The organism is Pantoea sp. RCC30.1, assembly GCF_058148845.1.
Genome location: NZ_JBXUHX010000004.1, coordinates 1 through 12,060, shown reverse-complemented (window position 1 = coordinate 12,060; position 12,060 = coordinate 1). Strand labels below are relative to the sequence as shown.

Here is a 12,060-nt window from a genome sequence, read left to right as displayed (position 1 = left end):
GCTGACCGCGTTACCGGTCGAAGTGAATCACGCCTTTGATCAGCTCGCGGTTGTTGATGATTTGCGCCTCGAAGGTTTCATCCAGCGTGGAGAAAGCCAGATGGTGATTCAGCATCATTTCGGCGCGAAGCTGGCCGCTGGCCATCAGCGTACTCACCCGGTCGAAATCTTCGCGGGTGGCATTGCGACTGCCCATCAGCGTGGTCTCTTTTTTGTGGAATTCACTATCCGGGATGACCAGATCGCCTTTGTGCAGGCCAACATAAACAATCGTGCCGCCGTGCCGCATCAGGTTGACCGCATTGTTCATCGCCGCCGGACTGCCGGTAGCGTCGATCACTTTCAGGGCCAGACGGCCACCAAACTGCTCGCGTAGCGCATTATAAAACGCCTCATCAGCCGGATTCAGTGCTGCCAGGCCAAGCTGGTCAGCAACATGCTGGCGACGGAATTCGCTGGTGTCCGCCACCACCACCTGCGCGCCACTGGCGGCGGCAATGGCGGCAACACCCAGCCCAATCGGTCCGGCACCTACCACCAGCACCTGCTCATCCGCCACGATTCCGGCACGACGCACGGCATGGGCGCTGATGGCAAACGGCTCAATCAGCGCGGCCGCTTCCGGAGCAACCTCATCCACCGCCAGCAGCGTGCTGACCGGTACGCTTAAGTAGTCGCAGAAACCACCATCCTGATGCACGCCAATGACCGAGATCTGCTCACAGCAGTTGGTCTTGCCGCTCTGGCAGGCGTCGCAGCGCAGGCAGGAGATGTAGGGCATTAACGCGACCCGCTGGCCTGGCTGAAAGCCCGCGGCGTCCTGACCCAGCGCCACCACTTCGGCACAGATTTCATGGCCCAGCACCCGTGGATAGCTGAAGAACGGCTGATTGCCGGACCAGGCGTGGATGTCAGTGCCGCAGATCCCGGCGGTAAGGATTTTAATCAGCGCCTCGCCAGCAGCAGGTACGGGGGTGTCGCGGGTGGCCCAGACCATCTTACGTGGTTCAGCGATGACCAGTGCTTTCATTGTTGTCATGGTGATTCTCCGGTTGTCCTGCAGGCAGTTATGGCGAATCCTGCTTGCTGCGCGGCTTTCGTTTGCGGGAAGTGTGAAGCACGGCGATTTTTTTGGGCTTTGAATGGTTTTTAATGCATAAAAAACCGGAGAGTGAGATGAGCCGCAGCCAGAATTTGCGTCAGAACGTCATCAATCAGATGCTGGAGAGTATTGCTCAGCGTCATATTCGTTCGCCCCTGCCGCCGCAGGCCGCGCTGGCCGAGATGTTCAATATCAGCCGGACCACGGTGCGTCATACCCTGCACTATCTGCATCAGTGCGGCGTACTGGATAAAGTGGATCAAACCTACGTAATCGTGCGCGATCCCCGTGAAGATGACAGTTTTAACGCTTTAACGCCGCCGATTGAGCAGCAGGCCAGTCACTTTGAGCAGATGTTTTTTAATATGATTAACCAGCGGCAGCTGGTGCCCGGCGATACGTTTAGCGAGCTGCAACTGGCGCAGCAGGTGAAAGTCAGTCCGGTGGTGGTGCGCGAATTTCTGCTGCGCTTTATGCGTTATGACCTGCTGGAACCGGTGAAACGCGGCCAGTGGCGTATGAAAAAATTCACTCAGGATTACGCCGAGAAGCTGTTTGAACTGCGCGAGATGCTGGAAACCCACGCCCTGAGCCGCTTCCTGAATCTGCCCGCCAGCGATGAGCGCTGGGTGCAGGCGCGGGATCTGCTGGATCGTCACCGATCGATGCGCGACACCATCGCCAGCAACTATCGCCACTTTGCTGCGCTGGACCGTCAGATGCATTCGCTGATTTTATCCGCCGCTAACAACCCCTTTTTTAATCAGTCACTGGAGATTATCTCAGTGATCTTTCATTCACATTATCAGTGGGATGAAAGCGATCTCAAGCAGCGCAATATTGTCGCGCTGGAGGAGCATATGGCGATTCTGACCGCCCTGATTGGCCGTCAGGATATCGACGCGCTCTGTGCATTACATAACCATCTGGCGACCGCCAAAACCTCGATGGTGCGCTCAATCGGTCAGTACAATTAAAAACCGATTAAAAACCACAAAGCATTAGCTCCCGCACGATTCAGAAACATCTTTGCAACATCCTTAACCCTTTGCTCTTAGTCTCGACTGCAACGTCACGGCGGCCTTTTGCCGCTGCGCGCAGACCCCTTTCTCACCATAACGATAAGTACCCAGTTTCGGGAGAGTGCAATGGAAAAGACCTCAGTAACCGGCCGCGACAGCGTGACCGGCGACACGCCATCAGACCAGGATTTCGTGCCGATGCGCAGCGACGTGATACGTTCACCGCGCATCCGTAAGGTGCAGATTACGGCGATGCTGCTGTTGCTGTTCGCTGCCATCATCAACTATCTGGATCGTAGCTCGCTGTCGGTCGCGAATATGACCATCCGCGACGAGATGGGGCTAAGCGCCACCGAAATTGGCTTCCTGCTCTCCGCCTTTTCGCTGGCGTATGGCCTGGCGCAATTGCCGTGCGGCGCGCTACTGGATCGTAAAGGGCCGCGCATTATGCTCGGTATCGGCATGTTCATCTGGTCGCTGTTCCAGGCCGCCTCTGGCCTGGTGCATAACTTCACCCAGTTCATCCTGGTGCGCATCGGCCTCGGGATTGGCGAAGCGCCGATGAACCCGTGCGGCGTGAAAGTGATCAACGACTGGTTCAATATTAAAGATCGCGGCATGCCGATGGGGATGTTTAATGCAGCTTCGATGATTGGACTGTCGGTGGCTCCGCCGATTCTGGCCGCGATGATGCTGGTGATGGGCTGGCGTGGCATGTTTGTCACCATCGGTATCCTCGGCATGTTCCTCGCTATCGGCTGGTATATGATTTACCGCGACCGCGACAACAACACACTGAGCGCTGAAGAGATCCACTATCTGCAGGCCGGCAGTGTGGCGTCACGTAAAGAGCCGATCAGCTTCAAAGAGTGGCGCGGCCTGTTTAAGCAGCGGACCATGTGGGGCATGATGATTGGCTTCAGCGGTATCAACTACACCGCGTGGCTCTACATCGCCTGGCTGCCCGGCTACCTGCAGTCCACCTATCACCTCGATCTGAAAAGCACCGGCCTGCTGGCGGCGATTCCGTTCCTGTTTGGTGCGGCGGGCATGCTGCTAAATGGCTATGTGGTTGATTCACTGGTGCGTCGTGGCTTTAATGCGGTAAAAACCCGTAAAGTCTGCATCGTCAGCGGGATGCTGCTGTCAGCCGGATTCACCGCCGTAGTGACCCGCGCGACCGATACCACCAGCGCCGTGACGCTGATTGGCATGGCGTTGTTCTGTATCCACTTTGCCGGCACGTCGTGCTGGGGGCTGATTCATGCCAACGTCACCGCCCGCATGACCGCCTCAGTCGGCAGTATCCAGAACTTCGCCAGCTTTATCTTCGCCTCATTCGCGCCAGTCATCACCGGCTGGGTGCTCGACACCACCAAATCGTTCAGCCTGGCGCTGATGATTTGTGCCTGCGTGACGCTGGTTGGCGCACTCGCCTACCTGCTGCTGGTGCGCCAGCCGATCACCGACGGCGAATAATCCCAGGACGGCGCGGCGGCTACGTCAGCGCCGTCAGCGTGACACCATGTTTCGCACCGTAACGCTGAATACCTGACATCACCTTCTCCGCGTTGAGCGGTGGCGGTGGTGGCAGTAGCGGTGCCCGTTCCCGTAGCGCCGAGTCGAAGCGGGCAAACGTCGCGAAGTCACGCGGGTACCGCTCTTCATCCACCCCGATTAAGACCCCCTCATCACGCGCATGGGACAGCAGCCCTCGCCAGCGATCAATTTCCGCCAGCCCGATACTGTCGGTGCCGTGAGAAAAGAGCATCATGTCGATGTTGCGGAACGGCGGCTGTTTTTCGAGGAAGCGTTGCAGTGCTAACGCCGAGGATTCGCTGCTGAAGCTCAGCCAGAACGGAATCGACTGCTGCTGCTGCGTACACCACGGATCCATCAGCAGGAAGCTGTCCACCGTCAGCCGGGTCGGTAAAATTCCCGCCGCCAGATACCAGTCGCGGTAGATCTCCGCCACCACATAACTCATCGCTTCCGGGTCTTCATAGCGAATCTCCATCAGCTTCCAGTTCTGCGCTTCGGCCAGTTTTTTCAGCGGCGCGATCAGATAACCATCCAGCCCCCACTCCGCTTCGGGCACCCGATCAGTGATGGCTGGCGGTGTCCAGCGCTCAAGATCGACGCCATAGCGCGCCAGATATTCCGCCACGCGCGGACCGCCCTGCATAAACTCTTTTTCGCTGGCCCCGCCCGGCGCTCCAAACTGAAAGAACGAGCGATCGCTGGTACGCGTCACCGGCCACTGCTGGGTGCAGTGATTGATAAACAGCGTGGAACCGGCGGGCAGGCTCCCCATCAGAAATTCGTTGAAGGCCAGCGGCAGTTCGCGCAGTTTCAGCCGGAAATAACGCATCTGATCGAGCATCAGGCGGTCCTGATTCGGGTCGTGCATGTGGTGAACTGCCAGCCGTGGCCAGGCGGCCAGCAGCGCGGCGGCCACCTCTTTGCCCTGCTCAAAACTCGCCTCGGCATCATCGGGATCGTTGCTGGCGGCACGTACCGGGCAGAGAAAAGTTTGCGGCAGCCACGGCACGTTCATCGCCGACGCCAGATGCACCAGCGCGCCGTTTGACGAGCCGATAAAAGCTGCCGGATAATCCTGCTGTGGGTACTCACTCACCATCCATTCAGCGATGCCTTCTATATCCAGCTCACCCGCCTGGCGCAGGCTAATACCCTCTGCCATACCGCCCAGCGCATAGCCCCACTCACGCAGCCCGGTCGGCAGACGATTCAGCGAGGGGAGCAGCCGGTCGAGCGTCGGTGACTGACTTGGGCTGGCAAAGGGACGATCGTGCAGCGCATTCGCCAGCGCCAGCAGCATGGCGGCGGCAGAGTCAAAACGGGCGATGCCCTTGGGCGGTTTACTCATGCTGATTCTCCTGCTGAATGCGCGCCAGGAAGGGGCGGATGGCGTTGCAAAAACTCCACGGATAGACGTAGTGCAACGTATGGGTGCCGTCTCGCAGCGTCAGGCGTTCACTGCGCGGCATCAGCGCGGCGAGTTCATCCAGCCAGCGCGCCGGGCAGATCGGATCGCGCGAACCACGCAGCAGCAGCGTCGGCGCATTGATGTAAGTGAGGCGATGTTCGATGTGGTCGCGCATCATGACGCGCAGCGTGCCAAACGCACGGCGCAGTCCCGCTTTGGCATAATCAATGCGGGCCAGCGCACCCGGCGAGCGATGCCCTTCCAGTCCGGTATTACGCCAGTTACGCCACAGCTGCCGTGTCAGGCTGCGCGCATGGCGATCCACTGTCGGCCCCTGCAGCACCAGCCCCGCCACCGCCTGCGGATATTTCACCGCCAGCGCCGCCAGAATCTGGCAGCCAAAGGCGTTGCCTACCCAGATGGCACGTTGAAAACCGTTGTGCTGCAGCCAGAGCCAGAGCGCATCCGCCTGCTGATCTACCGTCATGATTGGTGCGGAAGGTGGGAGCGTGCTGGCCCCAAAACCGGGCAGATCCGGCACCAGCACGTGATAGTCGCGACCCAGCGCCAGTGCCAGCGGCTCCATCGCCCGGCCCGACATGACCAGACCGTGGACCAGCACCACCGGCAGTCCCTGATCCTCATTGGGCGTAACGCGGGTAAACATTCGCCAGTCACCAATCTGCTGATAATAACCGGCCAGACCGGCGTGATGGCTGTGTGGAGACACCGGCGGCGTCTCCTTAAGCTGCCGCCAGCGTTTCCTGCACCATAACGTGGCCGCCACACCCAATCCAACACCTGCCACAATCGCTGCCTGTTTTCGTCGATGCTTCTGGATCATCCGCTGCTCCTGGTTTGGGGAGAATAATTCAGTGTAGGACGGGATCGGGTGGGAGGCGGCTTATCCGCGTGATGGTGTGAAAAAGTATGGGGTTTAGCATGAGAAGTCGCTGACGTTGCGGGTGATGAAGTCTGGCGGGGATCTGTCTGGTGTAAGCGGGAAGGCAATAACTGAAAAACTTGAGGAGTATCGCTTTAAATTCAACGCCCGATATCCAGCGTTAGCAAAAGAAATGGATTACTTGCTGACAATCAGTAATGCGCCTCAGGGGAACTGACTTACGTTTAGCAAAGTCCGCTTATGGCTTATAAAGAGATGATTAACAGCGGCTTGGAATAATAAATAATGAGCAGCTCAACGGACCAGGCGTAATACGAATTTCAGGCAATAAAAAACCCGCACAAGGCGGGTTTATTTTATTATCAGCAGAACTTATCTGCTCAGACATATGTCTTCATCGCTATTGTAAGCGTCGCTGATAATGAGCGCGATTTATTGCGCTGTGACGTTGCCAGCTGCAGGGCCTTTAGCGCCATTTTCAATGGTGAAGGAGACTTTCTGACCTTCATCAAGCGTTTTGTAGTTATCACCCTGGATAGCAGAGAAATGCACGAATACATCTTTGCTGCCATCATCAGGAGTAATAAAGCCAAAACCTTTATCTGAATTAAACCATTTTACTAAACCAGTCATTTTATTAGACATAGATATTTCCTTAATCGATTAGCCACTAAGAGCGGCGAAGATGGCCTGTAGTTAGAGATTTACTTATTGGGCACTTAGGAAGAGGCTTTCGAAGAAGGATATCTGTGGATAACACTTGAACTGAAGACTACTTTACTAAAACTGCTTTCATAAGGTCTGTGTTCCAAACCGATGACGTATTAAGACATAGCGATAATAATTTAGCAATGTATATGTTTATTTATTTTAACCATTTAAACGCTCAGATGGCTGAATGGCCATTATATGTTGATGAGTCAGGAAGCGCTTCCGCTCCGCTGTGTGCGAAAAGGTGCAGGTCAACCCCGTTATAATGACGGTGCCGATTGAACGTTGATGCTTAAAAATAAACAGAGCCAGTCATGTCACATCGCGTAAAAATTTCCGCACGGCCAGCGAAGGGATTTCTTCGCCCTCCTCATCTGTGAGCTTACCTGCTGCATGTCTCAGTGACCGTGAACGGTCAATCCTACAAGCCGGATAACAACGGGGCGGACAACCAGTATGCAAAAGAAAGCCGCTGGCATAGCGACCCGGTAAGCATTCATCACATTTGTCATGTAATGAGGCCCCATTCCGAATTCGGCTAACGTGATGACAAGACTCATCAGGAACGCCATGATGATCGCCATATAAAGCGCAAATATGTAAGGTGCCGAGCGCACCGGCAGGCGAGTTCGTAAGATTTTTTTTGTTGTAGCATCAGTCATCTGATTATCCTGTTTAACAAAAGTAGATAAAACTGCGGCTAATTTAACAAGCTTATGAGGGGGGGTGTAGAGCGGTTATGCTTTAATCATTATTAAGTAAAAGTGACGAATAAACGGTTGGGGATACGATGGACGTTTTAGGGCTGATTAGCACTTTTATCCGCGTGGTGGAAAACGGCAGTATTGCAGCGGCGGCACGCGCTAAAGGTATGAGTCCGGCAGCAGTAAGCCAGAGTCTTTCACGTCTTGAAGCGCATCTGGGCGTGCGACTGCTATCGCGCACCACCCGCAGCATGATCTTAACGGAAAATGGTAAACGCTATTTCGAGAAAGTCCGTCACATCCCACATGATATCGAACTCGCCTCGCAGGCTGCTGCGAATGAAGCCAAACCGCAGGGGCCACTCTGTATCGCTACGACAGCCGCGTTTGGTCGGTATGTTCTGGCTCCCCTTATGCCCGCTTTCAAAGCATCTTTCCCCGATATAGATATTGAACTGATCAGTACTGATCGCAACGTTGATCATCGCCTGGAAGGCGTCGATGTCAGTATCCGCATCGAAGCACAGCTGAATGATCAACTGATCGCCAGAAAAATCGCATCGCTACCTTTTATATTCTGTGCGGCTCCCGCTTACCTTGATCGAGCTGGCACTCCTCAGACGCCTGGAGAACTTAGCCAGCACGCCTGCCTGGTTTTCCGCTATCCCACCGACAGACGGTTTCTGCCATGGACGTTTATGGTCAACGGACAGCCTGTTAATGCAAAACTCAATCCCAGTTTTATCAGCGATGATATTGATATTATTGCAAAGATAGCTGTAAACAGCGGCGGCATTGCCCGCCTGGCAAGCTTTGTTGCTCAGCCACTGATAGACAGCGGTCTGCTAAGGCCTTTGTCCTGGTCAGATCACAGTGGCGAGAGCAACATTGAGTCCCTGCCGATGAATATCTATGCCTGTGTCACCGAACGTTCGGCACTGAATTCGAAAGTACGGACATTTATTGAATTTTTAGCAGATGCGATTTAAGACAGGAGTGCTTTTGGCAGGCAAAAATTGTCCGCATTTTGATGGGAATCTCAGCAGGTGCGTCACCGCCAGATAGAGAAGCAGTTTCATCGCCATAAAGCGGGGAAATCAAAAGAAGAAGGGAGTTAATAGCTAGCCAGATAGACCAGAAGTGCAAAAACACGGCTTTAAAACAGCAGAGGCAGAAAAGGTGATAATCACAGGTCGATCCCTGACCGCGATTATCGAGGGTTTCTTGCGGGGTACTTAGTACATGGCACCCGGCGGTACGTGTTTGAACGTCTCAACGTAAGCGCGGAACACGTGTTTAATAATGCGTTTCATAGAATACCTGATTCAAATTTAGTTGAAGATATACCGAAAAAGTATAGCCCCTGAGCGTTTTAACAGCAAATAAATTTGAACCAGATCACAAAAATGACGCTTTTATGTGCAAAGGCCCTAGGCGGTGTAGCCAAGATGCTGCAATAGAATGGTGGAGCCGACGGCGATTAAAACCACGCCACCCAGCACTTCCGCCCATTTGCCCAGTACCGGACCGATAAAGCGTCCAACTAATACGCCGGTCGTCGCCATCACCGTGGTGGCGGCACCAATGGTCAGCGCGGTGGTGATGATGTTCACCTGCAGGAAAGCCAGACCGACACCGACCGCCAGCGCATCCAGGCTGGTCGCGACGGCAGTGGTCGCCAGGACCATAAAGCCATGACTTTGCGGAGCTTCACAGGGTTCTGCAACGGCAGTCTGACGGAAACCTTCCATCATCATACGGCCACCCAGAAATGCCAGCAGGGTGAAGGCAACCCAGTGATCCCACGCCATGATGTAACGACTGGCTGCCAGGCCAAGTGCCCAGCCAATCAGCGGGGTCAGCGCTTCAATAGAGCCGAAGATCAGACCGGTACGCAGCGCTTCTTTAAAACCAGGACGATGCAATGTGGCACCTTTGCCCAGCGCAGCGGCAAAGGCGTCCATCGACATACCCAGCGCAAGAATTAAAGTGGCAATAAAGGTCATGATTTATTCACCTGGGGCGAAAAAGCGGCAATTCACGCTGAATCCACCACACAAAGTGTTCAGTTATGAAAAAGTGGGCGCAGTCTATCACGCAAAGGCTGATATAAAAAGACAGTAAAATCAGGGATTTAAGTATAGCAAAGGCTATAACTCTTATCATTCGCTATGAATCGCGCTAAGTCGATGGTGCTAAAGCATTTTCTGACCTTTTCCCTGGCCCTTCAACGCATCGGATGCCTGCATTGCCGCACGCCACCATTGAACCGTGTCGCTGATTACCGGAAAATGCCGGGCTGATAAATATGGGATACCGGTTATGAATAACCCTTTTGAGACGTTGATTGTGCCTGGCGGCATTTTGCTGCTGGGTTTTCTCTCGGCGCTGCTTCTGCCCGCGCCCGCCTTTAGCGTGACGGTGGCGCAGCATCTTTTGCAGATGTTCCATTTACAGGATCTGAATCAGCTCTACACGGTGGTGTTTTGCGTCTGGTTTTTGCTGCTGGGCACACTGGAGTTTTTTGTTATCCGCTTTGTCTGGCGTCGCTGGTTCAGAGGCTGACCACCTGCGCATCGACCAGCGCTTTTAGCCGTTCGGCGCTGCACGCGTAACCTTCACGCGGCAGATGTGCCGCGCCCAGCACCAGACCCGCACCGCGCTGATCGGCCTGCTGATACCAGATCGACAGCGGCGAGGGGGCCATGCCCCACTCTACCGCCTGCTGCGCAATGGCCTCATCCGCACTACCGGCGGGTAAGCGGACAATCACCGCCAGCCCGGCGCGTTGCAGGTCGGGAAAGTGAGGCTGGAGCGCCGCGATCATCTGTTCCAGTCGCTCATGATAGACGCGCTTCATGCGCCGCAGATGCCGCATAAAGTGTCCGTCCCGCAGAAACTCCGCCACCGCGTTGTGCAGCAATCCTGAGGACGCAGGCGAAAGCAACGCGCAGACCTCGCCGAACCGGGCCGTCAGCGCGGGCGGCACCACCATGAAACCGAGCCGCAGTTGCGGCGTCAGCGTCTTGCTGAAGGTGCCGATGTGCAACACCCGCCCCTCGCTGTCGAGCGCCGCGAGTGCCGGAGCCGCGCGGTTACCGGGCTGAAGCTCGCCGAGATAGTCATCTTCGATTATCCAGCGCTGCTCCCGGCTGGCCCAGTTCAGCAATTCATGGCGGCGCGCGAGGCTCATCGTCATGCCAAGCGGTGCCTGCTGTCCCGGCGTGACCAGCGCGAAAGCGGCCTCCGGTGCACGGGCAATCCCGGCCTGCACCTGCAACCCTTCGGTATCAACCGGCACGGCAACCGGCGTGACACGCAGCGCTTCAACCGCGCGACGTGCCACCCAGAATCCGGGATCTTCCAGCCAGGCCTTTTTGCCCTGAAAGTCCATCGCCAGCCCAATCAGACCCATTGCGCCCGCATAGCCGCTGGTAATAATGATTTGGTCCGCCTGACAGCGCAGGCCGCGCGCCACCGCGAGGTAGGCCACCAGCGCCTGACGCAGCGCTACGCTACCGCGCGGATCGGGATAGCTGGCCGGTCTGCTGACCTGAATGCGCGCCTGACGCTGCAGGATGCGCAGCCAGACTTTTGCCGGAAACGCATCGCTGGCCGGAATGCCCATTTGAAAGGTCAGCGGTGCCGCGTCATATTCTTCTATGCCCTCCAGCAGCAGACGTTCAGTATTGGCGCCGGTCGGTTTTAACGGCGGTAATGCGCTGACAAAAGTGCCCGCCGCGCCTCTGGCCTGCAGAAACTGACCATCAACCAGCATGTCATAGCTGGCACGAACGGTGCCGCGCGCTACGCCGAGCTGCACTGCCAGATCACGGCAGGAGGGCAGACGCGCGCCGGGCCGTAAACGCCCTTCACCAATCGCCTGTTCAATCAGCTGGCGCAATTGCTCGCTGAGGCCGCGTGATGTGCCGCGCTGCAGTGTCAACGTAGAAAGCGGCGATGGACCAGTCAAACTCTCATTTTTTGGCACTTTATCTGCTCCATTGAAAGGCCGAAAATCGCCTCATCAATCCCAGGAGGCATTAAGATGAGTGAACGTATCGATTTTCACAGTGCAGCACCGGCAGGCATGAAAGCGCTGGGCGGCGTATACAGTTATCTGGCACAAACCGATCTGCCGCTCACTTTACTGGAACTGTTGTTCCTGCGCATATCCCAGATTAACGGCTGCGCCTACTGCATTGATATGCATACCAAAGCGCTAAATAAATCGGGTATGAGCTGGGATAAGATCGTACTGACATCGGTCTGGCATGAATCCGGCACGCTGTTCAGTGATAAAGAGAAGGCGGCCCTGCACTGGGCTGAATGCCTGACGCTGATTGCTCAGCAGGGCGCGCCAGACGATTGCTATAACGCACTGAAAGCCCACTTCAGTGAAAAGGAGATTGTTGACCTGAATATCGCGATTGGTCTGATGAACACCTATAACCGCATGGCGATAAGTCTGAAAAAGCGACCTGCCAGCGTGAATCAGTCATAAGTGGATCCGATGCGTGCGCCGGTGCGCACGCATTTTCAGACTCACAAAAATGTAACATTATTTTTACACAAGCGACTATTCAGGCTCTCTTACCCCGATTCCTGTTATTCCTTACTGCATAATAAATCGCTAAATTTCAGCTAATTAAATAATTCCGAACTGT

13 protein-coding genes are annotated in these 12,060 nt (G+C 55.4%); 5 read left to right on the top strand and 8 right to left on the bottom strand.

The features are described from left to right. Positions 1 to 10: 10 nt before the first annotated feature. Positions 11 to 1,039: a zinc-binding alcohol dehydrogenase family protein gene (locus AC2LB6_RS05255; RefSeq protein ID WP_490092715.1), complete on the bottom strand. Its 1,029-nt coding sequence runs from the start codon at positions 1,037 to 1,039 to the stop codon at positions 11 to 13. 137 nt (positions 1,040 to 1,176) lie between these two features. On the opposite strand from AC2LB6_RS05255, the gene AC2LB6_RS05250 reads away from it, so the two are divergent. Then, entirely contained in the window at positions 1,177 to 2,079 is a 903-nt protein-coding gene (locus AC2LB6_RS05250; RefSeq protein WP_490092714.1) for a GntR family transcriptional regulator, read from the top strand. A 171-nt stretch (positions 2,080 to 2,250) separates the two neighbouring features. Then, positions 2,251 to 3,603 carry an MFS transporter gene (locus AC2LB6_RS05245; protein ID WP_490092713.1) on the top strand — a complete coding sequence of 451 codons (1,353 nt, stop codon included), beginning with the start codon at positions 2,251 to 2,253 and terminating at the stop codon, positions 3,601 to 3,603. A 19-nt stretch (positions 3,604 to 3,622) separates the two neighbouring features. Here the strand turns inward: AC2LB6_RS05245 and AC2LB6_RS05240 are convergent, their stop codons facing one another. The 4 genes from AC2LB6_RS05240 to AC2LB6_RS05225 form a co-directional block, all read right to left on the bottom strand. Next, positions 3,623 to 5,014, bottom strand: coding sequence for a hypothetical protein (locus AC2LB6_RS05240; RefSeq protein WP_490092712.1), 1,392 nt, complete (start codon positions 5,012 to 5,014; stop codon positions 3,623 to 3,625). Further along, entirely contained in the window at positions 5,007 to 5,918 is a 912-nt protein-coding gene (locus AC2LB6_RS05235; RefSeq protein WP_490092711.1) for an alpha/beta fold hydrolase, read from the bottom strand. Before AC2LB6_RS05235 ends, AC2LB6_RS05240 begins: the two co-directional genes overlap by 8 nt. A gap of 492 nt (positions 5,919 to 6,410) precedes the next feature. Next, a complete protein-coding gene (gene cspE, locus AC2LB6_RS05230) occupies positions 6,411 to 6,623 on the bottom strand; it encodes a transcription antiterminator/RNA stability regulator CspE (protein ID WP_010671477.1) in 213 nt (70 codons plus the stop codon). Positions 6,624 to 7,087: 464 nt separating this feature from the next. Continuing rightward, positions 7,088 to 7,351, bottom strand: a complete 264-nt coding sequence (locus AC2LB6_RS05225) for a DUF2798 domain-containing protein (protein ID WP_490092710.1) — start codon at positions 7,349 to 7,351, stop codon at positions 7,088 to 7,090. A gap of 128 nt (positions 7,352 to 7,479) precedes the next feature. Between AC2LB6_RS05225 and AC2LB6_RS05220 the strand changes: the two genes are divergently transcribed. Next, positions 7,480 to 8,382 carry a LysR family transcriptional regulator gene (locus AC2LB6_RS05220; RefSeq protein WP_490092709.1) on the top strand — a complete coding sequence of 301 codons (903 nt, stop codon included), beginning with the start codon at positions 7,480 to 7,482 and terminating at the stop codon, positions 8,380 to 8,382. A 246-nt stretch (positions 8,383 to 8,628) separates the two neighbouring features. On the opposite strand, the gene azuC is transcribed toward AC2LB6_RS05220, so the two are convergent. Next, a complete protein-coding gene (gene azuC, locus AC2LB6_RS05215) occupies positions 8,629 to 8,706 on the bottom strand; it encodes a stress response protein AzuC (RefSeq protein WP_123809971.1) in 78 nt (25 codons plus the stop codon). 117 nt (positions 8,707 to 8,823) lie between these two features. Next, entirely contained in the window at positions 8,824 to 9,399 is a 576-nt protein-coding gene (gene mntP, locus AC2LB6_RS05210; protein ID WP_003852038.1) for a manganese efflux pump MntP, read from the bottom strand. A gap of 316 nt (positions 9,400 to 9,715) precedes the next feature. On the opposite strand from mntP, the gene AC2LB6_RS05205 reads away from it, so the two are divergent. Next, on the top strand, positions 9,716 to 9,958 hold the full coding sequence (locus tag AC2LB6_RS05205) for a DUF1158 domain-containing protein (RefSeq protein WP_419140306.1): 243 nt from the start codon (positions 9,716 to 9,718) through the stop codon (positions 9,956 to 9,958). Here AC2LB6_RS05205 and pdxR read toward each other — a convergent pair. Then, positions 9,948 to 11,384, bottom strand: a complete 1,437-nt coding sequence (pdxR, locus tag AC2LB6_RS05200; protein WP_490092708.1) for a MocR-like pyridoxine biosynthesis transcription factor PdxR — start codon at positions 11,382 to 11,384, stop codon at positions 9,948 to 9,950. The two genes, AC2LB6_RS05205 and pdxR, sit on opposite strands and share 11 nt — an antisense overlap. 57 nt (positions 11,385 to 11,441) lie before the next feature. On the opposite strand from pdxR, the gene AC2LB6_RS05195 reads away from it, so the two are divergent. Further along, entirely contained in the window at positions 11,442 to 11,897 is a 456-nt protein-coding gene (locus AC2LB6_RS05195) for a carboxymuconolactone decarboxylase family protein (protein ID WP_490092707.1), read from the top strand. The last annotated feature ends 163 nt before the right edge of the window (positions 11,898 to 12,060 follow it).